The sequence below is a fragment of the Bacteroidales bacterium genome (assembly GCA_035342335.1).
GTDB lineage: Bacteria > Bacteroidota > Bacteroidia > Bacteroidales > JAGONC01 > JAGONC01.
In genome coordinates this window covers 64,948-91,590 of record DAOQWY010000013.1, presented here as the reverse complement: position 1 = coordinate 91,590, position 26,643 = coordinate 64,948, and the positions used below count along the sequence as shown (strand labels likewise).

The following is a 26,643-nucleotide window of genomic DNA, read 5'->3' as shown; positions in this document are numbered from 1 at the left end:
TGCCAACTGCCAATTGCCAACTGCCAATTGCCAACTGCCAATTGCCAACTGCCAATTGCCAACTGCCAACTTATTAATCCCTGGAGCTGAATTCCGACGGCAACACCTCAAATTGTTTCCTAAATGCCTCTGAGAAATGGCCCGGATTGGTAAAGCCCACATCATAGGCAATCTCCGCGATGTTTGCCGTTTTATGTTCAAGGAGCTCCGCCGCTTTATTCAGACGCAAAGCACGGATGTAATCGCTGGCAGGTAGATCGATCAGCGCTTTCAGTTTGCGGTGCAGTTGCACCCGGCTCAGGTGCACCGCTGATGCCAGCTCATCCACTGAAAACGCTGAATCGGACAGGCGGTTTTCTACAATGTGCTTCACCCTGCGAAGAAACTGCTCATCCATCGAAAGCAACTCAGCGGCTGGGGTTTCCGCTGCCCTGAACAAGCTTGCGCCCGCGGTTGTAAGATACCGTTCCCTGAGCCTGCGCCGCTGGGAGATCAGGTTTTTGATCCTGACCTGAAGCTCTTCCGGATCGAACGGCTTGGTGATAAAATCATCCGCTCCGGTCTCCAGCCCCTCGATCTTGCTTTCCATCCCAGCCTTGGCGGTCAGTATGATTACCGGAATATGGCTCGTCCGCTCATCCGTTTTCAACCTACGCGACAGCTCAAATCCATCCATCTCCGGCATCATCACATCGGTCAGCACCAGGTCAGGAATGTGCTCCAACGCCTTTTCCAGCCCCCGCTTTCCGTTTCCCGCCTCCAGCATCAGGTAATCCGGCCCGAGAATACCCCGGATATAGAGGCGCAGGTCGGGGTTGTCCTCGACAATCAAAACAAGAGGTTTCGGGTTCCTGGTTTCGGGTTCCTGGTCTGTTTCAGGTTGCAGGTTGTAGGTTGCAGGTTTTTGATTGTCGGTTGTCGGTTGTACCTCACCCCCTTTAACCCCCTGCCCCCTTCTCCCCCTCTCCTTGAGGAGAGGGGGTAAGGGGGGTGAGGTCGCACTGCCAGCTGCCAACTGCCAACTGCCAACTTGTTTCCCAATGGGTAAAAAAACCCGAAACACACTCCCCCGATCCACAACGCTCTCCACGGTGATCGTCCCCCCATGCAGTTCCACAAGTTCTTTCGTCAACGCGAGCCCGATGCCGGTTCCTTCGCCGTCCTTGGTATAGGAATCCCCGGCCTGGTAGAAGCGGTCGAAGATGCGGGGGAGTTTTTCGGGCGGGATACCGGAGCCGGTGTCGGAGATGGTGATGACAATGCACTGTTCTGGCAAGTTGGCAGTTGACAATTGGCAGTTGGCAATATTCCCAGCTCCTTCTGCCAACTTCCAACTGCTAACTGCCAACTCGATCCTCCCCCCTGCACCCGTAAACTTAAACGCATTCCCCAGCAAATTGAAGAGGATCTTCTCTACCTTTTCCCGGTCGACTATGGCCATGATCTCTTCATTTTCAGCATGAAAGGACAGATCAATCCCCTTATGCTTTGCCAGGGATTCAAATTGCTGGACATAGCTTCTTACCAGGGTGATGATATTCTCTTCGGAGGGATGAAGTTCCATTTTTCCGGATTCCAGCCTGGAAAGATCCAGCAGCTCATTGATCAGGTTTTGCAAACGCCGGGCAGAGCGCTGCATGATGGAAAGTTCCTGACGGGTATCTTCATCCGGGGCTTTGGAGAACAATTTTTGCAACGGGCCCAGGATCAGGGTGAGCGGGGTACGGAACTCGTGAGAGATGTTGGCGAAGAAGCGGGATTTCAGGCTGTCGAGCTCCTTGAGCTTGATGGCTTCCACCTGTTCAATCTGAAGGGCCTGTTTCAGCCTTTGCCGCTTCAGGTCATAGCGTCTTAAGCCATAAAGCAAGGCAATAAAGATTATCCCATAGGCTGCATATGCCCACCATGTTCTCCAGGGTGGTGGTGCAATGGAAACCCGTATGCTGATCCCTTCTTCGTTCCAGTACCCATCGTTGTTGGAGCCTTTCAGCCTGAACACATAATCCCCCGGAGGGACAGCCGTATAACTGGCAAACCTGCGGGTGCCGGCATAGATCCAGTCGCTATTGAGCCCTTCCAGCATATATGCATATTGATTCTTTGCTGGATTTTTATAATCCAGGGCGGCAAATTCAAAGGAAAAGAAGTTTTCGTGGTAATTTAGATCGATCTGATGCAAAACCAGCAGGCTGGTGTCGAATTTCCGGGGTTCATTTTTCACATTGAATCCGGTTAAAACAAGGGTTGGGATATTCTTGTTATCCCTGATATCCTCAGGTTTAAACCGCATAAAACCATTCCCGGTATGCCTTCTTCCTGCGGCATACAAATAGCCATCCCTGCACAGGCTTATCCTGTAGGGGTAAATATGATCAAAGGGTAATCCATCATTCACTGTAAGTATCCTGAACCTTTGCTCTTCCCGGGCATACGGATCAAACCTTACCAGCCCCTTTTCTGTCGATAGCCAGAGAATCCCATTATGATCGCTTTGTATGGAATACACAAAGTCAGCAAAAAAACCATTCTTTTGGTTATAGACATCGAACGAACCGGTTTCCCTGATAAATTTGTTTAATCCGTAATTGGACCCTATCCACAGATTATTGTCCTTATCCACATGAACGGCCATCAGGAGGTTGCTGCTGATACTTGCGGCATCATCCGGATCATGCCGGTAATTGACCAGCTTCATTGTTTCCCTGTTTTCCGGTGTAAGGCAATACAATCCCTGGCCTTCCGAGGTAATCCAGACATTTTTTTCCCTGTCCTCACAAAGGGATCTTACCCATGCTTCAGAGAGCAAGGAATCCGTATCAAGAAAGATAAAAGAAGCTGTATGATCGCTGTTCAGGTCAAGAAAGTGTACGCCCAGCCAGGTACCTGCCCATATATAGCCAAACGAATCCTCTATGATTTCAGCCACACGACTATTCGGGATCTCTGCGAGGGGATGCTTGATTTTATAGCTGGTAAATTTTCTCTGTTCCGGATCAAACCGGTAGAGTCCCCTGTTCCAATGGGACAACCACAACATTCCCCGGGAATCTTCATAAAATGAGTATACAAAGATGGGACTGATGGTAGGATAGTACCCCCCTGGTACCTCCGGATAATGTTCCACTACATTCATCCGGTCATCATATTTCAACAGATCTCCAGTCAATAAACTCACCCACAGGAATCCTTTGCTATCCCTGTAAAAACCCATAGGGTTATTATCTTTGTCACCCAGGGTTTCATAGTCAATAAAATGCTGCTCCACCCTGTTTTCATTCAGGTCAACCATGACAGCACCGAGGTTATCGGTCCCCAACCACATACGACCGGCCCTGTCAATGATTTTGCTATAAAACGTTAGATCGAGGTTTTCATTTTTTCGATCCGCATAAGTCCAGCGATACCTGGTAACCTCTTTATTTTCAATATTAAATTTATTCAGATAAAAGGAAGGAAGGATGTAGGAGAAAACCCATAATGATTCGACGGAATCGGCAGGATTTTCCATCATACCCCCGGAAATACTATTTCCCCAAAGGGTATGAATATCTTCCGGATCATGAACAAACTGAGCAAAGGTTTGTGCTTCAGGATCGTACTTGAACAAACCATTGTTTGTGCCAAACCAGAGGCAATTCCTTTTGTCCTCATACATAGCATAAACAAGAACATCAGTCCATTCCGCAGGCTTACCCGCAGGATCAAAGAGGGCGAACTCTTCTTTCTTCCTGTCGAAATTAAACAGACCGCTGAAGGTACAGACCCAGAACCGTCCTGTCCTGTCTTCATAGATATCGATAATATTATCCGCCAGACTATTCAGGTTACCGGGATCTTGCATATATGAAGTAAACGTTCCTTCCTCCCTGTTGAACCTGCGTAATCCTCCCCACATGGATCCGGTCCAGATCACCCCGCTCCTGTCCTCAAAAATTATGGAGGGTGTTGCATGAGCGCGTGTTTCAGGTACATTCTCATCCACCCGGTAACTTTTAAAGGTTTCGGTAGCCCTGTCAAACAATATCAGCGCATTGGTAGCGCCAAGCCAAAGATTGCCATCCCTGTCTTCCATGATGCTCATGATCCGTTTGCTGGGAACTGATGATGTGTCGGAAGGATCATAGCTATATTTCAAGAATTCATACCCGTCATACCTGTAAATACCGCTTTCAGCTGTCAACCAGATAAAGCCATAGGAATCTTCAAAGATACTCATCACCACTGCCGAAGGCTGGCCCTGTAAGGGGAAGACATGGAGGGATTCTATATCGTTATTTTGAGCCAGGGTGTTATTCGGGAAGGTAATGGAGAGGAGAAAGGAGAGAGGAGAGAGGAGAATGGAGAGATATACTAATTTTCTGAACATAAAAATGTCAGTATGGGGATTGGGGGTAAAGGTACGAAAAAGAGAGGGGAAATGCAAGGGGGGGTGGTGATAGTCAGCAGTTGGCAGTTGGCAGTTGGCAGTTGGCAGTTGGCAATAATACCATTTCTCACAGATTTCACGGATTTTCACAGATGAATACAATCTGTGTGAATCTGTGGAACCTGTGAGAAAAAACACTGCCGATACACCCTCGCGAGGGTTAAATTGTCGATTGTAAATTGTCGATTTTCGATGTTCAATTAGAAAAAACGATGAGCTTCTGCGTTGCCACACGATCCCCCGCCTGCAGCCGGATCACATAGATCCCCGCCGGCAGCCCCGACGTGTCATAATACAGGGTATGTTCCCCGGGCAGCTGAACCTCGTTAAGAAGCATACGGACCTGCTGTCCGGAGATCTCATGCAATGTGATTCTGACATTTCTATTTACTGCCAACTGCCTACTGCCTATTGCCAACTGATATTTGATCTCTGATCTTCCAAAGGCCGGATTCGGAAAAACCTGCAACCTGCAGCTTGCAGCTTGCAGCTTGCAGCTCCTCCATCCCCACACAATCATACATCACTTCATCCGCACCAATATCAGATATGAAAGAGCAGGTATCAGGCCGTGGGTCCTGTTCATAATCAACTTCCGGAGCATAATACCACTCCCCGGACATCTGAAATGAATCGGTACCCTTATTGATGCATTCACTTCCATTGGGATCCAGATGAAAGTGGTCATCCATGAATCCCGGGTCTGCATTGATATTGCCAACTCCCTCCTCCCATCCTCCCATCACATCGCAATAATGGACCTCCAGATCTCCCTGGTAAAGAGCGATCTCTGGTTGGAACGAGGCCTCGTTTTCGCAAAAAATCGTGTTCAGGACAAGAGCAGTATCCGTGTAGTTGCAATGGATCCCTTCTCCAGTTTCCGAAGCCGTGTTATTCACAACGGTATTGCTAATGATCTGGAGGATATCCGGAGATTCTTCGTTAATATAGATCCCACCTCCCATTGTTGCGCTGTTCTCGCATATGATATTGTTCACGACCATCGCAGTACCCAGCCAGAAGTTGATTCCTCCCCCTTTACAGTTGCCGTTGGAATAGGTATTTCGCAGGATATAATTACCATCAAACAGCAGGGAATTACTGGTCCCTTCCAAAATGACACCCGGGCCATAGCAATTATTCAATCCGCTGACTTCATTGTCGGAGATGATGTTGCCTGAAATCTTTCCCGAACAATCCTGATATATCGCTATCCCACCGCCTGCCCCGCCATCCAAATAATTTGATTCGGATAAAACTTTATTGAAGGAAATAGTATTTCTGCATATTTCCAGTTCAATCTCTCTATAAGAACCATTGCAGCTGATCCCTCCTCCAAAACAAGCAATACTGTTGCCTGTTGAATGACTTGTATTATGGCTTATTTCATTGTCACAGATGATGGCGTTTCCCCAGATATCCAGGCCTCCGCCACTCGTTCCATCAAATGCTTCGGTCGTATTATGCCTTATCTTATTGTTCCTGATAACGATCCAGTCATCCCCGTCCATCGAGATCCCGGCACCAAAACCTGTTCCATCAGTTTGTATCGAATTATATTGAATAGAGTTATTCTCAATTTTCGCTCCAGCAGGGTAACAGAGGATCCCACCGCCCACCCTGGCCTGATAGTAAGGGAAACAGGTTCCGGTACCTCCGGTAATTGTAAATCCAACTAGTACCGAGGTTGTATCTTCTCCCGATTCAAACGTCACGACCGATCCCAGGGCTGGATCTTCGGGTTGACTGCCGTCGATGATCGTATTGACAATATCGCTGGTATCCCCGCTGAAAATGAAATGACTGGCCACGGTTATGGCTTTGCCATTGAAGTTGATATTTTCATAATATGTTCCCGTATCAACCAAAACGGTATCACCATCGGAGGCTGCATTGATCCCTTCCTGGATGGTGGTCTCGTCGCCGGGGACATGGATGATCTGGGCCTGGATCCCAGGTAGGGAGAGCAGTGCACAGCAGAATAATAAACATATTGTTTTCATGACGATTGGTTTAAGTTGGCAGTTGGCAGTTGGCGGTTGGCAATAAAATTACACCGCCAGTGAGGTCAATATCTACCAGGAATGTTGCAAAAAGCATGAAGCATGTTGCATTTAAATCAGATCACAACATCCGGGACATAAAGAAGTTGATCTTGCTCCAGTCAGGGAAATATTTTTATGGTGCGTTCTGCAGGCACTTAATAGAGAAAACCGAATAGCCACAATGGGATTTTGTTCTGATAGGCAAATTCAATATTATCGGCCGCAATGTATGCGTTATCTATACCGGCAATCTGTTTTTGGGGTTTATTTTTGCCTCCCGTTTCAATAATGTATTTATTATCGACGAGGAAGTCTCCTTTATCAGTGTAAGCAATCTTATGATTATTCTTGAGTTGATTGAATAAAAACGTTTCCCGGACAGTTCCTGCATTTACCTGGTTGTAAGAAATTGCGTACATCAGGTTTGGATTGTTCAGGTATATTTTTTCAGGTTTATTCATCCGGCTTATTCCGAAGTTCCCCGACTGCAGTAGCAACAGCAAATCTGCCCTGGTAAGAAGATAAATATATTTCGTAAGGGTTTCCCGGCTTACACCGACTTGTTGGCTCAATTTCAATATGTTTGGTTTAAAAGGAACTATTTCTGAAATAATGGATAGCAAAGTTCGCAGATGATGAACCGCAACGAAATCGATTTTCTCAACTGATGGCAGATCGGAGTCAAGAATATGATTTACGGTTTGCCTCAACCGATCAAAATACGTTTGCTCATCTTCGATGAAAAATGGATAATACCCTTTCTGGATATATTCTTCAAAAAACCTGATTGGTTTAATGACCTTCAGTACAGGTGTGATAGAACCGGCAGGATCTCCCAGGAGATTTTCAAGTTCCAGAACAGGAAATTGATGCCCATATTTTAAATGGATGAACTCACGAAACGATAGGCCCTGCATTCTGTACAAGACCGCCCTCCTGCTCAGGTCGGCGGCTCCTTTATAAATATCCAGTGCTGAAGAACCGGTAATCACAATTTTAAGCTCACTGAAATAATCATAAATGTTCTTAATTTCCTGAGACCAGTTACGGTACTTGTGGATCTCATCAAAAAACAAATATCGTCCTCCTCTTTTCACGAATTCATCCGCAAACTCTACCAGGGTGGTCTTGGAAAAATAAAGATCATCCAGACTGGCATAGATTACCTCTCCTGAATCTTTATTCAGGTTTTCTTTGATGAATTGCAACAGCAGGGTTGTTTTCCCAATCCCCCTGGCACCGGTCAACGCGATCAGCCGGTTATTCCAGGTGATCTTATCCAACAAGTATCTTTTGAATTCGAGCGTAACAGACTGTATACGTGCAGAGGAGTACTGAAATAACTTATCCATTGTGTCATTTGTTTTTTGCAAATATAATCATTATATGTAATATTATTTTTACAATATTACCAATTTTTGTCGAATAGAGTTTACAAATATAGTACAAAATAAAATAATAAAATCTAATGATTAGAATTTTGCTTTTGGTAATGTATATACTCAGAAGGAGTTTGCCCGTATTGCTTGCGGAAGCATTCAGCAAAGTAAGCGGGATTAGAAAAGCCCACCTCAAGGGCTATCTCAGAAATGTTTCCGGTCTTGTTGCTAAGGAGCATCCGGGCACGATTCAGGCGAACGGTACGAATAAACTCGGTGGCCGACTGGTTGATCAATGCCCGAAGCTTACGGTGCATCTGTGTCCGGCTCAGATGCATTTCATCGCTAAAGCATTCAACATCAAATGCTTCATCCCCCAGATGATTTTCTACCACCGATCGTGCCCTGAGCAGGAAGCGCTGATCCATGGAGACAGGGTTCTCCCGTTTTTCTGGCTTAGCAACTTCTTCAAAAGCCATTCCCAGTTCACTCAGGAACTTCTCCTTCAGTTTTTTACGTTGCAAGATCAGGTTCTGTATCCTAACCTTGAGCTCTTCCGGATCGAACGGTTTGGTGATAAAATCATCCGCTCCGGTCTCCAATCCTTCAATCTTGCTTTCCATCCCCGCCCGTGCCGTCAGGATGATCACCGGGATATGGCTGGTCCGCTCATCGCTTTTCAGTTTTCGCGTCAGCTCATACCCATCCATCTCCGGCATCATCACATCGGTCAAAACCAAGTCGGGTACATGTTCAATCGCCTTCTCCAGCCCCTGCCTTCCGTTTCCCGCCTCCAGCATCCGGTAATCCTGCCCGAGTATACCCCTTATATACAGGCGCAAGTCGGCGTTGTCTTCGACAATGAGAATTAGAGGTTCCGGGTTCCGGGTTTCGCGTTTCGGGTTCCGCGTTTCGGGTTGCAGGTTGCACGTTCCAGGTTGCAGGTTCTTGATTGTCGGTTGTCGGTTGTACCTCACCCCCTTTAACCCCCTGCCCCCTTCTCCCCCTCTCCTTAAGGAGAGGGGGTAAGGGGGGTGAGGTGATGTTGCTTACCGGCAGAAATACCCGAAACACGCTCCCCCGATTCACAACGATCTCCACCGTAATCGTCCCCCCATGCAGCTCCACAAGCTCCTTTGTCAGGGCGAGCCCGATGCCGGTGCCCTGGCTGTCTGTGGTATAGGAATCATCCGCCTGGTAAAAACGATCGAAGATGTGGGGGAGTTTTTCAGGCGGGATGCCAGCTCCGGTGTCGGAGACGGTAATGACAATGCACTGTTCAGGCAAGTTGGCAGTTGACAATTGGCAGTTGGCAATATTCCCAGCTCCTTCTGCCAACTGCCAACTGCTAACTGCCAACTCGATCCTCCCTCCCATATCCGTAAACTTAAACGCATTCCCCAGCAAATTATACAGGATCTTCTCGATCTTATCGCGGTCAACCCAGGCAGGGATGTCATCCCTTTCCGATCTGAATTCAAGCGTGATCCCCTTGTGTTTTGCCAATGATTCGAACTGCTGAACGTAGCTTTTTACCAGCTCGACAATGTTTTCTGTGGAGGTATGAAGTTCCATTTTACCGGATTCCAGTTTGGAAAGGTCCAGCAACTCATTGATCAGGTTCTGCAACCGCCGGGCATTGCGCTGCATGATGGAGAGGTCTTGCCGGGTTTCTTCATCCGGGGCATTGGAGAACAACTTTTGCAGCGGGCCGAGAATTAATGTGAGCGGAGTACGGAACTCATGGGAGATGTTGGCGAAAAAGCGGGACTTTAGGCTGTCGAGCTCCTTGAGCTTTTCTGATTCAAGGCGCTCCAGGGCAAGTTGCTGCTTCAGGCGCTGACGCTTCAGATCATACCGCCTCCAGGTATAGGTAAGTGCTGCACCAAAGGCAAAATAAAAAACCCAGACCCATGGTGTTTTCCAAAATGGCGGCATGATTGAAATGTTCACATAGGTCCCCTTCTCATTCCATAATCCATCGTTGTTGGAGCCTTTGACCCTGAAGGTTTAATGGCCCGGCCCAAGACCGGTATAATTCGCAAAACGGCGGTTGCCGCATTAGATCCAGTCTTCATCAACCCCTTCCAGCATATAGGCGTATTGATTCTTTGGAGGATCTTTGTAGTCAAGGACCGAGAACTCAAAAGACAGGAAATTTTCGTTAAAATGCAGAACAATATGCTTTTTGAAGGAAATGCTGCTATCGAGTTCAAACGGCTGGTTCATCACCTGGAAACCGGTGAGGATGACCGGGGGTACATGAGAGTTGTAGGGTAAACTGTCGGGGGAGAAGGCAAAAAAGCCCTTTCCATATTCCAGTGTGCTGCCAATCAACATCTTACCATCTGAACTTCGATGCAGGGAATACGGGTGGTATTTATCAAGGGAAGACCGTCCCGTAGGGTGAATATCCGGTAATTTTTGCCCGGAACTTCCGGATCAAACCGGACCAGCCCTGCTTCCGTTTCAAGCCATAAGTGTCCGTTATGGTCTTCGCGGAGTGCAGTGATGAAATTGATCGCCGGATCATCCGGGAATAAATACGTTTTAAATGCTTCGTTACTCCCGGTGTATCTGTTCAAGCCACGGTCGGTTCCTATCCAAAGGATTCCCTTATCGTCCTGATAAACACATAAGATAACGTTGGAACTTATGCTTTGGGGATCCTCCGGATCGTGTTCAAAATGAAGGATCGTGTTTTTGCCATTCACCTCCTCTGGTATGCAAAACAAACCCTTGCCGGCGGTTCCGGTCCATAACCTGCCGGATTGATCTGCCTGAAACGACATGACTTCTGTAACGCTGAGATCCGTGTGGTCAAAAAGTGCCAATGCATGGTGCGTCCTGATATTCTCTGTGCAATAGTATAAACCCGATTTAGTTCCCACCCACAGTACTCCTTCCTTATCTTCCAGGATGTCATGGATGTATGTTTTCATCCAGGATGTATCCGATGGATAGAACGAGCAGGGAGTAAGGAGATGATCCATGGTATCGAAAATGTACAATCCCTGGCCATAGGTCCCGATCAGAAAATTACTGTGCGGATCGATGAACAGGTCGAACACATAGGCATTCTTCAACAGGTCATGGTCCTGCTGATCACCCATGAAGACTGACTGCAGTGCAAGATGCGCGTCATACCTGTACAATCCTCCACCAGCAGTACCCACCCAGGTATCTCCTGATGGATCAGACAGAAAGGTGGTCGCCGAATATCCGATTGTATCCGGTGCTGCAGGATGGATAGGGACGAAAAAAAATTGATCCTTTGAGTGCATATCTGCCAGGTCGGCCACTGCAACTCCGGCATTCTCTGTGGCCACCCAGAGTTTCCCGGTTTCGTCTATGTATGTCCAGTTGATGGTGTTGCTACCTATACTGAACGGATCATCCGGGTCATTCAGGATCCATTCAACCGTACCGGTCTCTTTGTTCAACCGGTTCAGTCCCCACATGGATGTTATCCATATTATTCCGGCATCCAAAGGGTCCTGAAGAACATGGTAAACTCCCCTTCCGCTCAATGTTCTTCCACCAGTACCCTGAGTTGAAAATAAATTCAATTCTTTATTCTTTATCTTGTAGTGAAACAAACCCCCTTCTGCTGCAAACCAATAGTCTCCATCGTTATCACACATGACATGAAAAACCATCTGTTCGTTGAGCTTTTCCGTCAGAGGTGAAGCCGGATCAAAGCGTCTGAACACCCCGGTATCCCTGTTGTACAGGAACACGCCTCTGCCAGTGGCAATCCACAGATCACGGTTTAAGTCCTCGAGCATGGAATAGATCCTATTGACAGGATCTTCCTCATGATCCGGTGACGGACGGAAAAACTTGAACTTACCGGTGACAGGATCAAACTTATTAAGGGCAGAGTAGGTCCCTACCCAGATGACCCCGTCGCTGTCCTGGTAAACTGACCAGATATTGTTATTATCAATACTGCCATTAACCCGCGGATCATGTTTATAATGGGTGAATTTACCCGTGATCCGGTCGAATAGGCTGAGCCCGCTCTCAAATGTTCCGATCCAGATGTTTCCGCTTCTGTCGACCAGTGGTTCTGCATATAAAAAATTCCCGGACAGAGAGGTGGAATCCGTGGGGTCACTGGTAAATTGCTTCATGGTATAGCCATCGTACCGGCACATGCCCATGTTGGTCGTGAACCACATGAATCCATCCGCATCTTTCAACACGACATACACATTGTTGGAGGTAAGGCCTTGGTCGGTAGTGAGGTGACGGAATTTGTAGTCGTGGGATTGGGCGGAGATGGGTGAGAGGAGAAAGGAGAGAGGAGAGAGGAGAGAGGAGAGAGGAGAGAGGAGAGAGGAGATATAAAATAATTTTCTGAACATAAAAATGTCAGCATAGGGATTGGGAGTAAAGGTACGAAAAAGGGAGGGGGGATGCAAGGGATTAGCCATTGACAATTGGCAATAATACCATTTCTCACAGATTTCACGGATTTTCACAGATGAATACAATCTGTGTCGATCCGTGAAATCTGTGAGAAAAAACACTGCCGATACACCCTGGCGAGGGTTAAATTGTCGATTGTCAGTTGTCGATGTTCAATTTTCAACCAATGCAACCCCGAGAACCTGCATGGCCATTCCTATCAATGCAGAGTGATCCCCCGGCAGGATCAGGTGATGATTCCCCAGTGGATTTTCTTTCAACGATTTCACCGCTTGCTCAGGAAGTTCCACCAATATCTGGGTCCGGCAGGCAAAGGGAAACGTAGGCCGGTCAGTAATGGTTCCGGTGGCCAGGAAAGCTCTGGAAAGCTTATTATCAAGGCGGAATAAAGTAACTGTATCCTCCTCGAAATACCCCTGGATGGCGGTGCCCTTGTCTGTTTCAAAATGCGTCTGGATGGAAAAATCGGCCAGCAGATCGGTGGGGGCCGTGCAATGGGCTAATAGTGCACTGTTACCCTTGATCCCAGCCAGGTTGGCCATCCAGGGAATGTAACCGGTTATTTCCTTCAGCAGCATCATCCCGGCAATGCTTACCAGGTCACCCTCGCAACCGGCAGGGACGCTATGGTCATTCAGATCGGAGAGGGCCAGACAGGCCGTCACGCCATTCTTCTGAACCAGCGAGAAACATTCAACGGTAATCGCATCCAGGTGATGAGTGGCAATGATCTCTTTCAGCAGCGTATGCACCTTGCTGGCAGATGTCAGGGGATGCGTGCTGGTATGATCGAATTTGCTGATGAACTCCATCGAGGGAAGATGAGTCCTGAAATCCCCTGCCTCGTGCCAGGTGATCTTCTTCATGCGCACACCCAGCCGTTCACGCAGAGCTTCCTGACTGACGGAAGAGGCCACCAGCCATTCCGATACTTCGCCAATCAGGCCAAGCGTCTGACCCTTCAACCGCTTCAGGCCTGATTTTACCCTGTGAAAATTCCTGATGGTATGAAGGCTCTCCCTGTCATCCAGCGAGAGAAGCAGGGTATTGTAACCATGCAGGCCGGCGTAAGCCTGCACTTCCGTTGCCGAAGCGTAAGCATTGTCCTCACCGAATGCTGCCAGAAGCTGGAACTTTGATTTGTTCAGCTTCTTGATCGCTTCCGCCTCCGAACCCCCGGTGAGGAAATACAGGATGTCAGGAACGTGTTCATCAAAGGTGATATAGTCCCTTTCCAGCCAGTGCAGGAAGCGTTCTTTTCCCCTGGCAGCCAGGTGTTCTTCAGCACCCGTAAAGGTCAGGAGGTGAACGCATAATGCATCATCCCGATTTGCAGGGTATGTGACCATGATTGATCTTTAAATTTTCAATGCAGGCTCCCAGTAACAAGCTACTGATTACCTACTGCCGATCCTTCGTCGCTGAGTTCCTCAGGACATGCTGGCTACTGCCGACTGGCTACCGGCTACCGCCAATCGCTCCTTCCGCTTCAGGATCATCTCCATCTCGTACGGATCGATCCCCACATAATCCTCGTAGGAAAGGTACCAGTCAATGACCTTCAGTGCCTCTGCAGTTTTGCCTTCCTTTTCGTACACCATCGAAAGCCGGTTCACCGGGATGCGTGTCTGCCGCCAGGCCCTCGCTTTGAGTCCAATGTTGTCAAGGGCAACGATCTGATCGATCGCCTGCAGGTAATTCCGGACGGCCAGCTTGACGCTGTCCTTTTCATGAGCCACGGCCCGGGCCACGGTCCGGCCGATCTCCTTGTCTTTTTGAATGATGTCGCTGAACAGCTCCGGATTTAAAGAGATCTTGGTTACCTCTATGAAGCAGCTCTTGTTTTTCCTGAAAAAATTCAAAAACCTGTTGAAAAAGCGGGAATTGCCTGTTGCGCTGGTTATTCTTGCCCGTACCTCCCCTCCCCGGTCAAGATGGATGGCCAGCTCTTTTCCCCCGAATATTGAAGCGATCTGCTGCCCACTGGCATTGAACACCCTGATCAGAAACCGGTGCTGACGGTAATCAAACGAGCGCCGCAAATAGACCGGCTCATTTTCGGTGAGGCCGGATACAATATCACTTCGTTTAATGCCGTTTTCGTTAACACCGGCCGTATCTTCCAGGCGGATGACGAATTTTTCTTCGAGGTTCAGTTCAAGAGTAGTTTCCATGGAATGCGTCTGAGCTTCAAATATACATCATCAAAATGGAAAAGACAACCCGGTCGTAGTAAATCTAATTGAATGGACCATCATTCGCTTTTCGTTGCAGAAGAAAAAGCGGGTACCGGTAAAAATAATTGTACTTTTGTGACACGCTAAGTTCCAAAAAATGAAACGACTGATCATCCTGTTGCTGGCAGGCTGCCTCTGCTACCCTGTTCTCTCGCAAACAATGCAGGAAAAACTTCACCGTCACCTGACAGCCGGGTTTGACCTGTACGATGATATCTGGCTGAATATGCCGGATTCGGTTGATCAGGGTGCGATGAACTTCGGAGGTGATTTTTACCTGCTGTACACTTTCCCGTTTTCCGAAAAAAGTCCGTTCAGCTTTGCCCTGGGGGCGGGAATAAGCATTCACAAGCTATACCATAATGGGTTGCTGGAGACCGACACCAATGGCATCACGCAATTTTTAAATTTCAATACGGAATATCCTGACCTGGATTATAAAAAGAACGTTTTCGATGTTGACTATCTTGATTTTCCGCTGGAACTGAGGTTTCTGAATGACAAGGGTGTGCGGTTTTCGGCAGGGATAAAAATTGGCGTGACCCTGCAAAGCAAGACCAAATACCGGGGGGATGACTACCTGAAAGAATCCAGGGACCCGTTGAAGGTAAAGTTTCTGAAGCTTCCCAATGTCGAAAATTACCGGGTGGCTGCCACTGCACGGATTGGATGGAAATGGATCGGGGTCTATGGATCCTACTCGCTCACCAAAGTGTTCACGCCTGACGACGGGCCGGAAATCTATCCCGTATCCGTGGGTATTTCGATCTTCCCCTATTAATTAAGCGGAACATAATACAACAACCGGATCAGAGCTCTTTTCTCAGTCGCGCGACCGGTATGTTGAGCTGTTCACGGTATTTGGCAACGGTACGGCGGGCGATGTTATAACCTTTTTCTTTTAAACGTAGTGTGAGTTCTTCATCGGTCAGGGGTTTGCTTTTCTCCTCCGCCTGGATGCAATCCGTCAGGATCTTTTTGATCTCCCTGGTAGATACCTCTTCCCCTGAATCGTTCTGGAGGGATTCTGAAAAGAAGCTTTTCAACAGGAACGTACCGTAGGGTGTCTGAACGTATTTGCTGTTGGCCACCCTGGAAATGGTGGAGATATCCAGTCCGACAATCTCGGCGATATCTTTCAGGATCATGGGTTTAAGACGCGTTTCATCGCCGGTTTGAAAATATTCCTTCTGGTAGTTCATAATGGCGTCCATAGTGACCTGAAGGGTATTTTGCCTCTGCCTGATGGCGTCGATGAACCATTTTGCAGAATCCACTTTCTGTTTGATAAAAATAAAGGCATCTTTATCAAAACTGTTCTTTTTACCCTTGCTTTTCACATAGGTTTCCAGCATATCCAGGTAAGTGCGGTTCAGCCGCAGCTCGGGTACATTCCTTGAATTCAGGGAGAGTTCCAGTTCGCCATCCTTATTCTGGATGATGAAATCAGGGATGATGTAATAGTTGGTACGTGCTGTCTCACTTAGGGAATTACCTGGTTTGGGATTGAGGGTCAGTATCTCGTCAATCGCCAGTTTCAGGTCCTCTTCGGTGATATGGGCTCTATGAATGATCTTGTCGTAATGTTTTTTTGAGAATTCACTGAAATATTTTTCCAGGATGATGACGGCCAGGTTTCTGGCATCGGAGGGTTCCGCCATCGCTTTTCTCTGCAGTTGAAGGATCAGGCACTCCTGGAGGTTGCGGGCGCCCACACCGGGAGGGTCGAGCTCCTGGACGACCATGAGCATCTCCAGGACTTCCTCCCTTGTCGCCTGGATATTCTGTGAAAAAGCAAGGTCATCCACCATGGCGTCGAGATCCCGCTGAAGGTAACCTGCGTCATCGAGATTTCCAATGATCGTATGGGCAATGGCCAGCTGCTTACCGGTGAGCACTTTCAATCCCAGCTGGGTAATAAGCTGTTCATGAAAACTGATTCCCGCAACGAAGGGTACTTCCCTGACTTCATCATCAGGAGATGTATTGTTGACATAAAGACGGTAATCAGGGAATTCCTCATCATCCACATAGTCATTCAGGTCAAATTCCTCTTTGGTTTTGTCGTAATCTTCGCTTTCCTCATCCCCGTCTTCCTGTTCAGGCCCCTCATATTCGTCTGATTCCTGGCTGGAATCCTCTTCCGCGGCTGAATCATCCAGGGCGGGATTCTCTTCAATTTCCTGCTTTATGCGCTGTTCGAGGGCGATCGTTGGAATCTGCAGCAGCTTCATCAGCAGGATCTGCTGTGGCGACAGTTTTTGGAGCAATTTCTGCTGTAGCCGCTGGTTTAACATAAGGTGATGTTGTCGTTAAAATGACGATTATTACAAATATAAACAATTTTCTCTACCAAAATATCACCCCTGAGGGGTTCATCGGAATTTGTGATATTCTTTGCTACTACCATACTGTCATCCCGACGGGATTTATCGGAAATTTGCCTTAATCTTCATTTCCTCTGTGCCTTTGTGCCTCTGTGCCTTTGTGCCTTTGTGCCTTTGTGCCTTTGTGCCTTTGTGCCTTTGTGCCTCTTTCAAAACTCAGCACTCTTCGGTGTCCTGGGGAACGGGATCACGTCGCGGATGTTGCTCATCCCCGTCACGAACTGTACGAACCGCTCAAAGCCAAGGCCGAACCCGGCGTGGGGCACGCTTCCAAAGCGCCGGGTATCGAGATACCACCACATCTGCTTTTCAGGGATATTCATTTCCTTCATGCGCATCAGCAGCTTTTCGTAGGATTCTTCCCTCTGGGAGCCGCCCACCACCTCACCGATCTGGGGAAAAAGCACATCCATCGCCCTGACCGTTTGGCCGTCATCGTTCAATTTCATATAAAAAGCTTTTATCTGTTTGGGATAGTCCGACAGAATGACCGGCTTTTTAAAATGCTTTTCCACCAGGTACCGTTCGTGCTCCGACTGAAGGTCAGCGCCCCATTCCTCAATGGCATACTGAAACTTCCCTTTCTTATTGTGGTTGGAGTTTTTCAGGATATCGACCGCCTGGGTATAGGTGATCCGCTCAAATTCATTTTCGACCACAAAATGGAGTTTCTCGAGCAATCCCATATAAAACCGCTCTTCCTGTCTTTTCTGCATTTCCTCCTCCTGTTGCCTTATGTTCAGGAAGTCGAGATCATCCTTGCAGTTTTCCAGGGCATACCGGATAACGTACTTGAGCAGGTTCTCGGCCAGGTCCATGTTATCGGAGTTGTCGGCGAAAGCCACTTCAGGTTCGATCATCCAGAACTCGGCCAGGTGACGGGAGGTGTTGGAATTTTCCGCCCGGAAGGTAGGCCCGAAGGTATACACGTTGGTCAGTGCCAGGGCAGCCAGTTCAGCTTCCAGCTGTCCGGAGACGGTCAGGTTGGTTTCGCGGCCGAAGAAATCCTGTGCAAAGTCGATGCGGCCATCGTCGCCTTTTGGAAGGTTGTTCAGGTCCAGGGTGGTCACCCTGAACATTTCACCGGCACCTTCTGCGTCAGAAGCCGTAATGATGGGGGTGTGGATATTATAAAATCCATTTTCCGTGAAAAACCGGTGCACAGCAAAGATCATGGCGTGCCTGACGCGAGCCACGGCACTGAAGGTGCTGGTACGGAACCGCAGATGCGCAATTTCCCTGAGAAATTCCAGTGAATGACGCTTGGGCTGCAAGGGATACTGATCAGGATCAGCTTCTCCGAGCAGATCGATCCTCCCTGCGGCCAGTTCCACCCTCTGCCCGCTGCCGGTGGATTCCACCAGGGTGCCCTCCACAGCAAGCCCGGCACCTGTATTGATTTTGGCCAGCAGGTCTTCCGGAAAACCTGCCAGATCAACCACCACCTGAAGGTTATGGATGGTTGAACCATCATTCAGCGTGATAAAAGCTACATTCTTGCTGATCCGCCTGGTCCTGACCCATCCCATAACCAGGAAGGTCTGACCGTGATCGTATGAATCAAGAAGCTGTTTGACAGAAAATCGCCTGATCTTTTCCATTGCGTGTGATTCGTTTAAGCAGCAAAAATACGGACATTTTTCGATTCCGGGATTCTGCAGATCTACAAATCACTGGAAGTGCCGGCTGAAGGACAGAGGATCTGTTTCAGCTGTTCAAAGCCACCTTCGCTTTTTAAAATAGGTGACCATCAGCAATCCCAGCACCACCATGCAACCCATTAATATCCAGAAGGAATTGGGATACTGACTGAAGGGCAGTGAGCGGAGGTTCATTCCGTAAACACTGGCAATGAAGGTCAGGGGCAGCAGAATGGAAGAGATCATGGTGAGGATCTTGATGATCTCATTGGTTTTGTTGGTCTGGAGGGAGTCAAACGTTTTCGATAAACTCTCGATGAGTTCGGCATAATCTTCGGTCAGGTCCCAGGTTTTCTGGTAATAGTCGAGGATGTTGCCCCAGTATTCTTCCATGGTATCGGCATACCCTTCGATTTCGCCGGATTCAAATTTATGGAACAGCCTGAGCTGAGGTTTAAAGGTCGTATTGAGCAGAATGATGTTTCGGCGGGTCAACGAAATTTTCTCGATGGTTTTCTCAGCTTTTTTATTGAACAGGTCCCTGTTGATCATCTCCACTTCCAGGCCGACTTTTTGTACCAGGGATAACGTTTCTTTTGTAAGCCGCTCTAAAATCCGGTAAAGAAGGGTATCGCTGTTACCGATCTCCAGTTCTTCTTTCTTCTCAGCCAGCTGCTTGTACTCTTTGAACATCTCCGTGACCACCCAGTGCGACTGGCCGATGGTGATCACATAATCTTCTCCCCAGAAGATCTTGACTTCCCTGGTGAGGATGAATCTGTTCCACCGGTCAAAATTGGGAAAATGCAGGATAAGAAAATAGTAATCATCGTAGATATCGATCTTGGGGCGCTGGTTGTAACTTTTACAGTCTTCTATGTCGAGGGGGTGGAAGTAAAACGTTTCGAGCAGATAATTCAGGTCCTCCTCCCTGGGATCCAGAATATGGTGCCATCTGATGGTGCCAATTTTAATGGTTTCGATCATAGACCAGGCCCTTCTTTTTTATGATCAATATTCTACATTCCTTACTGATTTTTTAGGGATTCAAAGGTAATCATTTCAGCTTTATGTACTACGATGATGTCCTTTTTTTTCAGAAATCCTGTTTCCACTCCAGGGTTTCCATCAAATGATCCATATCCTGCACAACGAAATCGATCACAGGAGCAAGGGAATCATTGTTGGGAGGCACGCGGAAATAAAGAGCGCCCCGGATGAAATGGCGGGTGCTGTCGGTAAGGTAGAACTGGTAGGGTGAGGCTGTACCCGCACCCCGGATATCATAGATCATTCCATAGATGCGATGATCCGGGTCGATCACGGGCAATTCGCGAATGGCCGTGGCCCGGGGCAGGTGTTTTAAAACCAGCAGACGGGAATCTTCAAGCAGTTCCGGAAGGTTATGGTCGATTTTGATATAACTCAGATGGATACTGCCCTTAAAACCGGGATAATTGATGTTGACAAAATAAGGATTATCAGGTGAATACGGGTCAGGGGCCAATTCAGTACAGGTTGGATATTCAAAGGTAAAGGGGAAAATGGAATCCAGCAACAGGTACCCTCTTTCAGGCATATCGATGCGAAAATATCCCCTGGGTCGTGGTACCGGTGTTTCCTGGCAGGACCCCAGAAGCAGGACGAGGCTCAGCAGGTGTGCCAGCAATGGCCCGGGGAGAAATTTATTGGGTAGAATGTTCACGAAAATGGACCTTGATGCGTTTTATCCTTCGGTTGTCCACGGCCTCAATGATAAAAGAGAAGTCTCCCCACTCGATCATTTCACCCTTGTGGGGCAGTTTGCCGAGGATTTCAAGGACCAGTCCGGCCAGTGTATCCGACTCTCTTTTCACCTCATCGAACACCGTATCATCGATCTTCATGATCTTGCAAAAATCGTTGAGCGAGGTCTTCCCTTCAAAAATGAACGTATCGTCGTCAACAAGCGTATAGGCTGGAGCATCGCTTTCGGTGTCATATTCATCGCTGATCTCTCCCACGATCTCTTCAATGATATCTTCCAGTGTGATGATCCCGGCTGTCCCTCCATATTCGTCCACAACGACAGCCATATGGATCTTTTTGTCCTGGAATTCGGTCAGCAGGATGTTGATACGTTGATTCTCCGGTATGAAGAATGCAGGGCGGATCAGGTGGATCCACTCGAATGTCGCGTCTTTGTCAATGTGCGGTAAAAGGTCTTTGACGTAAAGGATCCCCAGGATGCTGTCGAGGGTTCCTTCATAAACAGGAATGCGCGAATATCCTGAATTGATGATGACAGCGATAAGTTCCCTGAATCCTGTCCTGGAATCAACGGCCGTGACATCCATCCGGGAGCGCATGATCTCCTTAACTTCAATATCCCCGAATTTAACAATGCCCTTGAGCATCTTGCGTTCCTCCTCGGGAGTGGAGGCATCTTTCACCATCTCGATCGTTTCCGAAATTTCGGTCTCAACATCATTTAATTTTTTCTGTGCAATCCTGCGCTCGGCGAATGAGGTAAAACGGATCATCAGAAGTGCGACCGGCGAAAAAACGACTCCGGTCAGGAGCATGGCAGGTGCCAGACCCCGGGCGATCTGCATGGTGTAGCGGGAGGCAAGGGTGGAGGGGATCACCTCCGTAAATAACAGCATGATCATGCTGATCAGAAGGATCAGGATCAGCAGGGTCCATCCCGGGGAAACGCCGGGATCAAGCATCCGGTAGGCAAGGTATAGAAAAAGTGCGACGATGGTGATCGCGATGATGTTGCGCAGGATGACCAGGGTGGCCATCAGGTGGACCGGCCGGTTAAGATGGCTGGAGAGAAGCTGGTTGCGGTAGTCTGACGAGGTACGCAAGGCTTTTATCTGTGCCGGGGTCAGGGAAAAAAAGGCTATTTCCGCCGTGGATACAAGTGCCGATAGCAGGAGAAGCAGAATCACCAAAGCAAGGATGATCACAGTCGGCGTTGAGAAAGGCTGGAAAATTGTACTGACAAGGAGACCACCCAGGGGCAGATCCGGAGCTATGAACGGTTCGTCCAACGTGTTGCAGGTTTAACGTTTGAGGATTTTCGCTGCAAAGATAATAAAATTCAGAAGCTGAATCGCAAATTCCGGAGCAGGCAGGAGGCTGACCGGGGCTTCACCTGAAAGAAGCATTCTATCGGTCAGCCTGCTTTTTCCGGATGGCAATACCAGATGGATCAGAACGGAAGGTCATTCCCCTCATCGTTGACCAGTTCACTTCCGTTGCCTGGAGTAATCGTTTCTTCGGAGGTTGCGGGTGCTTCCTGGTCCCTGCGGGCTCCGAGCATGATCATGCTGTTACCCTCAATTTCTGTTGTATAACGGGTGTTCCCGTCCTTATCCTCCCATTTTCTTGTCCTGATCTTACCCTCAAGATAGATCTGGCTGCCTTTTCTGAGATACTTCTCTGCATTTTCAGCAAGCCTCCTCCACAGGACAATGTTGTGCCATTCGGTATGATCGGTCGGATTGCCGTCTTTACCTTTAAATGTCTCCGTTGTGGCCAAAGAAAAAGAGGCCTTCACCAGCCCGTTGTCCAGATGTCTCACCTCCGGGTCTCTTCCCAGGTTCCCGATTAAAATGACGCGATTGATTCCTGCCATGATCTTTTGTTTTTAATGATTAACAATGCTGTTTATTACAAAAGTAAGAAAAACCACCGATCACCTGAACCGATCAGGGTTCTTTCGCGGCTTTCTTACTGGTTAATCCGGAAAGGTGGTCATTTGTTACCCATCAACAGAAGATTTTTTTCAAGAAACCGTGTGATCAGTCGCGGCAGAGGAAAATTCTTCAGCTGTCCATGACCTGCAAGGACCCAGGAATCCTGCAAGCGGATGTCTGCAGTATCATCGATGCTGATGAGGAAATATTTGACGTACAGATGCTGATGGCTGAGGATGTGATGGTCTGTTTCACTGATTTCAGCGATTGACGGGATCCTGCCCGGGAACCACTGTCTGAATACGGGGAGGGTGATCAGTTCATCCACACTCAGCAATGCATCGGATTCAATCAACGGGAAATCGAACATGTTCATCCAGACATCCCTCGATGTCCTTTTTTTAAGGACGATCCGGGCGGCCGGATACCGGGCGTTGATCACCAAATAGTTCAGGTATCGCTTCCTGGGATTGGCTTTTGGTTTCCGGACGGGTATTTCACCGGCAAGATTTCTTTTAAATGCTTGGCAGTATGGTCTGAGCACACAGTGGTTGCAATCCGGTCTGACAGGTTTGCAGTGAAGGGCACCGAATTCCATGATGGCCTGGTTGAAGGTTCCGGGTGCAGGACCGTCGGCCAGGTCCCTTGCCGTGCTTGTAATCTGAAGATGTCCATCCGGTGAGTCAACCGCGTCAGTGACGGCCATCAGGCGGGCAATGACCCGGCTGACATTTCCGTCGAGTACCGGGAAGGCTTGACCGAATGCGATGGAGAGGATGGCGGATGCGGTATAGTCGCCGATTCCGGGCAGTGCAGTCAGCGAATCATAGGTATCCGGAACCAGATCATGATGTCGTTCATGGATGATCCGTGCCGCTTTAAGTACATTGCGTGCCCTGGTATAGTATCCCAGTCCCTGCCATAGCCGGAGCACATCCTGTTCATCTGCCTTTGCCAGGGAGCGTACATCCGGAAACTGATCCATAAATTTCAAATAATAATCCTTCCCCTGATCTACCCTGGTCTGCTGCAAGATCACCTCCGATATCCAGATGGAGTAGGGATCCGTTGTGTGGCGCCAGGGTAAATCACGCTTACAGCGTTCGTACCATTCCATCAGTAACGTGCGGATTGCCTTTTTCCGGTTCATCTTGAAATTTTCTTCTAAAGCTGAGCAGATTTTTTGATTTACATTTCCAGAAGAACAAAAAAAACATAAATTTGATCATATAATTTCGATATAAACTAAAATAATTTTATATTTGCAGCCCATTAAAAAATTTATTTTCAAAACATTAATACATAATTGTCATGACAAAAGCAGAAATCGTTGCAGAAATCACCAACAAGACTGGAATTGAAAAAGTCGCCGTACAAGCAACAGTTGAAGCATTCATGGAGGCTGTAAAAAATTCATTATCCACTGGAGAAAATGTTTACCTCAGGGGCTTTGGCAGTTTCATCATTAAGAAACGCGCCAAGAAAACCGGAAGGAACATTTCGAAGAACACCACGATCATCATTCCGGCGCATAACATCCCGGCTTTTAAACCTGCCAAGACATTTGTAGGCCAGGTCAAGAAAAGTATCAAGAAATAACGTACTAAATTCATTCATCGATGCCTAGCGGTAAAAAGAGAAAACGCCACAAAATGGCTACGCACAAGCGTAAGAAAAGATTGAGGAAAAACAGGCATAAGAAGAGATAGCTTTACTTTTCACTGATGCGCCGCTGTGCTGAAAAGTGAGAACAGGGTGCATCCCTTTATCCCGTCCTGCAGGTTCAACTTGACTGATTGATCATCAGGAAGTATTTCAGCCTGAATGTCGCATAATTAAAACCATTGAAGTGACAAAGGAGCTCATCATCGATTCAAAACCTGTTGAAGTCGACATTGCGCTATTTGAAGACAAGCTGCTTGTTGAACTTAACAAGGAAAAGACCAACAACGATTACACAGTGGGAGACATTTACCTGGGCAAGGTCCGGAAGATCATGCCAGGTTTGAACGCCGCTTTTGTGAATGTCGGCCACGAAAAAGATGCTTTTCTTCATTACCTCGACCTTGGTCCCCACATCCGGTCTTTAAACAAATATACCCGCCTTGCCATTGGCGGGAAAATGGGCCAGATCACGCTCGATAATTTTGAGCCGGAACCCGAAATCGATAAAACCGGCCGCATTTCGGACATCCTGTCGCTGAATCAGCAGGTCGTGGTCCAGATTGCCAAAGAACCCATCTCCACCAAGGGTCCGCGTATCTCTTCCGAGATTTCCTTCGCCGGACGCTACCTGGTCATGATCCCGTTCTCCAATAAAGTTTCCATTTCGCAGAAAATTAAAAGCCAGGAAGAACGTAACCGGCTCAAACGCCTCATCACGAGCATCAAACCCAATAATGTGGGGATCATCGTTCGTACGGTGGCCGAAAACAAAAAAGTAGCCGATCTGGATGCGGAAGTGAAGAGCCTCGTGGGAAAATGGGAATCTGCCGTCAAAAAACTGCCCTCAGCCAAAGCCCCAAAGCGAATCCTTAGCGAACTCGACCGGACATCCGTCATCCTGAGGGACCTGTTGAACGATACATTTAACAACATTCACGTCAATGACCCGGTCCTGTTTGAGGAAATCAAGAACTACCTGCTGCGGATCGCCCCGCATAAAGTTGATATCCTTAAGCTTTACAAAGGCAAGCTGCCGATCTTCGAAAACTTTGGGGTCGATAAGCAAATCAAGGGATCCTTTGGGAAAATCGTTAACATCAAAAGCGGAGCCTATCTGATCATCGAGCATACGGAAGCCATGCACGTGATCGATGTGAACAGCGGCCACCGGATCCGGTCAGATAACACACAGGAATCCAATGCATTGGAGGTCAACCTGGAAGCAGCTACCGAAGTGGCCCGGCAACTGCGCCTGCGCGATATGGGCGGTATCATCGTGGTTGATTTCATCGATCTTCGTGAAGCCGGCAACCGAAAGCTTCTGTTTCAGAAATTCAAGGACGAGATGGCAAAAGACAATGCCAAGCATACCATCCTTCCCCCGAGCAAATTCGGCCTGATTCAAGTTACACGCCAGCGCGTCAGGCCTGAAATGAATGTGGAGATCCTTGAGAAATGTCCGGCATGTGACGGAACGGGAAAGATCAAACCCAGCATTATCCTTCTTGACGAAATTGAGAATAACATACGATACCTGCTGCAGGACCAGAACGAACCCTACCTGAAAATCACCGTGCATCCGTTCATCTATGCCTACCTGAAAAAAGGCTTTTTTCTTACACAGCTAAGATGGTTCCGGAAATTCAAAAAATGGATCCCCATCCGCTCCGCCTCATCCTATCATCTGCTGGAATACCACTTCTTCAACAAGCATAATGACGAGATAAAGACGTAGTCATGGACATCGTTGTAAGCGGCATTCGGCCAACAGGAAACCTTCACCTCGGAAATTATTTCGGAGCGATCCGGAATTTTGTCAAAATGCAGGAAGAAAATACCTGCTACTTTTTCATTGCGGACTATCATTCCCTGACCACGCACCCCACTCCCCACGACCTGCACGGTACGGTCAAACAGGTCCTTGTAGAGTACCTGGCTTCCGGACTTGACCCTGAAAAAGCAACGCTTTACATCCAGAGCGATATCCCCGAAGTGACAGAGCTCTATCTGCTGCTCAACATGAATGCGTATGTAGGTGAACTCGAGCGGTGTACTTCCTTCAAGGAAAAAATACGCAAGCAACCGGATAACATCAATGCAGGATTGCTCACCTATCCTACCCTCATGGCTGCAGATGTGATCATTCATAAAGCAGTCAAAGTGCCGGTGGGTAAAGACCAGGAGCAAAACCTGGAGATGATGCGGACCTTTGCACGCAGGTTCAACAGAATGTACTCCATTGAATATTTTCCCATCCCGGTGGCCTATAATTTCGGAAAAACCCTGGTCAAGATCCCAGGCCTGGATGGTACCGGTAAAATGGGCAAGTCGGAAGGGGAAGGCAATGCGATCTTCCTGGCGGACGATGAAAAAACCATCCGCAACAAGATCATGAAAGCGGTAACCGATGCAGGACCAACACAGCCCAACCAGGCGAAACCGGAACCCATCGGGAACCTGTTCACGCTGATGAGCGTGATGTCGGCCCCGGAAACAGTGGCTTACTTTGAGGAACAATACAATACCTGCAAAATCCGCTACGGGGAAATGAAAAAACAACTGGCCGAAGACGTAGTCCGTTTCATTGCCCCTTTTCATCAACGAATCCAGGAACTCTCCGGCAACGATGCTTACTTGCACCAGGTGGTGAGCCAGGGAGCCGAAAAAGCACGCGAAAGCGCTTCCAGGACTATAAAGGAAGTCAGAGAGATCATTGGGTTCCTGCATTTCTAGGGTGATGGTCA

At 48.1% G+C, this 26,643-nt stretch carries 21 protein-coding genes; 4 read left to right on the top strand and 17 right to left on the bottom strand.

Features of this window, described 5'->3' with window-relative positions; all coding sequences use genetic code 11:
• Window positions 1-73 precede the first annotated feature (73 nt).
• From PKI34_08210 to PKI34_08165, 10 genes are all read right to left on the bottom strand, one after another.
• On the bottom strand, window positions 74-4,366 hold the full coding sequence (locus PKI34_08210; GenBank protein ID HNS17788.1) for a two-component regulator propeller domain-containing protein: 4,293 nt from the start codon (window positions 4,364-4,366) through the stop codon (window positions 74-76).
• 256 nt (window positions 4,367-4,622) lie between these two features.
• Entirely contained in the window at window positions 4,623-4,946 is a 324-nt protein-coding gene (locus tag PKI34_08205; protein ID HNS17787.1) for a T9SS type A sorting domain-containing protein, read from the bottom strand.
• Window positions 4,828-6,429, bottom strand: a complete 1,602-nt coding sequence (locus PKI34_08200) for a right-handed parallel beta-helix repeat-containing protein (protein HNS17786.1) — start codon at window positions 6,427-6,429, stop codon at window positions 4,828-4,830. The genes PKI34_08205 and PKI34_08200 overlap by 119 nt, the downstream gene beginning before the upstream one ends.
• A 197-nt stretch (window positions 6,430-6,626) precedes the next feature.
• The gene (locus PKI34_08195; GenBank protein HNS17785.1) at window positions 6,627-7,823 is read right to left on the bottom strand and encodes an AAA family ATPase; all 1,197 of its coding nucleotides are present in this window, start codon (window positions 7,821-7,823) and stop codon (window positions 6,627-6,629) included.
• A gap of 113 nt (window positions 7,824-7,936) precedes the next feature.
• Window positions 7,937-8,692 carry a response regulator gene (locus PKI34_08190; GenBank protein HNS17784.1) on the bottom strand — a complete coding sequence of 252 codons (756 nt, stop codon included), beginning with the start codon at window positions 8,690-8,692 and terminating at the stop codon, window positions 7,937-7,939.
• Window positions 8,604-9,788 (bottom strand): HAMP domain-containing sensor histidine kinase, encoded by a 1,185-nt coding sequence (locus PKI34_08185; protein HNS17783.1) that lies wholly within the window; start codon window positions 9,786-9,788, stop codon window positions 8,604-8,606. The genes PKI34_08190 and PKI34_08185 overlap by 89 nt, the downstream gene beginning before the upstream one ends.
• A 123-nt stretch (window positions 9,789-9,911) precedes the next feature.
• Window positions 9,912-10,190: a hypothetical protein gene (locus PKI34_08180; protein ID HNS17782.1), complete on the bottom strand. Its 279-nt coding sequence runs from the start codon at window positions 10,188-10,190 to the stop codon at window positions 9,912-9,914.
• Window positions 10,184-12,289: a two-component regulator propeller domain-containing protein gene (locus PKI34_08175; GenBank protein HNS17781.1), complete on the bottom strand. Its 2,106-nt coding sequence runs from the start codon at window positions 12,287-12,289 to the stop codon at window positions 10,184-10,186. Before PKI34_08175 ends, PKI34_08180 begins: the two co-directional genes overlap by 7 nt.
• Window positions 12,290-12,436: 147 nt before the next feature.
• Window positions 12,437-13,633 carry a hypothetical protein gene (locus PKI34_08170; protein HNS17780.1) on the bottom strand — a complete coding sequence of 399 codons (1,197 nt, stop codon included), beginning with the start codon at window positions 13,631-13,633 and terminating at the stop codon, window positions 12,437-12,439.
• Window positions 13,634-13,714: 81 nt separating this feature from the next.
• Window positions 13,715-14,458, bottom strand: coding sequence for a hypothetical protein (locus tag PKI34_08165; GenBank protein HNS17779.1), 744 nt, complete (start codon window positions 14,456-14,458; stop codon window positions 13,715-13,717).
• Between the two features lie 160 nt (window positions 14,459-14,618).
• Between PKI34_08165 and PKI34_08160 the strand changes: the two genes are divergently transcribed.
• The gene (locus PKI34_08160) at window positions 14,619-15,302 is read left to right on the top strand and encodes an outer membrane beta-barrel protein (protein ID HNS17778.1); all 684 of its coding nucleotides are present in this window, start codon (window positions 14,619-14,621) and stop codon (window positions 15,300-15,302) included.
• 28 nt (window positions 15,303-15,330) lie between these two features.
• Here PKI34_08160 and rpoN read toward each other — a convergent pair whose 3' ends face one another.
• From rpoN to mutY, 7 genes are all read right to left on the bottom strand, one after another.
• The gene (gene rpoN, locus PKI34_08155; GenBank protein ID HNS17777.1) at window positions 15,331-16,818 is read right to left on the bottom strand and encodes an RNA polymerase factor sigma-54; all 1,488 of its coding nucleotides are present in this window, start codon (window positions 16,816-16,818) and stop codon (window positions 15,331-15,333) included.
• Between the two features lie 239 nt (window positions 16,819-17,057).
• Window positions 17,058-18,509 carry an asparagine--tRNA ligase gene (gene asnS / locus PKI34_08150; GenBank protein HNS17776.1) on the bottom strand — a complete coding sequence of 484 codons (1,452 nt, stop codon included), beginning with the start codon at window positions 18,507-18,509 and terminating at the stop codon, window positions 17,058-17,060.
• Between the two features lie 114 nt (window positions 18,510-18,623).
• Window positions 18,624-19,535, bottom strand: coding sequence for a magnesium transporter CorA family protein (locus PKI34_08145; protein ID HNS17775.1), 912 nt, complete (start codon window positions 19,533-19,535; stop codon window positions 18,624-18,626).
• A 109-nt stretch (window positions 19,536-19,644) separates the two neighbouring features.
• The gene (gldD, locus tag PKI34_08140) at window positions 19,645-20,253 is read right to left on the bottom strand and encodes a gliding motility lipoprotein GldD (protein HNS17774.1); all 609 of its coding nucleotides are present in this window, start codon (window positions 20,251-20,253) and stop codon (window positions 19,645-19,647) included.
• Window positions 20,234-21,586, bottom strand: a complete 1,353-nt coding sequence (gldE, locus tag PKI34_08135; protein HNS17773.1) for a gliding motility-associated protein GldE — start codon at window positions 21,584-21,586, stop codon at window positions 20,234-20,236. Before gldE ends, gldD begins: the two co-directional genes overlap by 20 nt.
• Before the next feature lie 161 nt (window positions 21,587-21,747).
• Window positions 21,748-22,173 (bottom strand): single-stranded DNA-binding protein, encoded by a 426-nt coding sequence (locus PKI34_08130; GenBank protein ID HNS17772.1) that lies wholly within the window; start codon window positions 22,171-22,173, stop codon window positions 21,748-21,750.
• 119 nt (window positions 22,174-22,292) lie between these two features.
• Window positions 22,293-23,384, bottom strand: coding sequence for an A/G-specific adenine glycosylase (mutY, locus tag PKI34_08125; GenBank protein HNS17771.1), 1,092 nt, complete (start codon window positions 23,382-23,384; stop codon window positions 22,293-22,295).
• A 161-nt stretch (window positions 23,385-23,545) separates the two neighbouring features.
• Between mutY and PKI34_08120 the strand changes: the two genes are divergently transcribed.
• From PKI34_08120 to trpS, 3 genes are all read left to right on the top strand, one after another.
• A complete protein-coding gene (locus PKI34_08120) occupies window positions 23,546-23,833 on the top strand; it encodes an HU family DNA-binding protein (GenBank protein HNS17770.1) in 288 nt (95 codons plus the stop codon).
• A 250-nt stretch (window positions 23,834-24,083) separates the two neighbouring features.
• Window positions 24,084-25,634: an Rne/Rng family ribonuclease gene (locus PKI34_08115; protein HNS17769.1), complete on the top strand. Its 1,551-nt coding sequence runs from the start codon at window positions 24,084-24,086 to the stop codon at window positions 25,632-25,634.
• 2 nt (window positions 25,635-25,636) lie between these two features.
• Window positions 25,637-26,632 (top strand): tryptophan--tRNA ligase, encoded by a 996-nt coding sequence (gene trpS, locus PKI34_08110; GenBank protein ID HNS17768.1) that lies wholly within the window; start codon window positions 25,637-25,639, stop codon window positions 26,630-26,632.
• Window positions 26,633-26,643 lie beyond the last annotated feature (11 nt).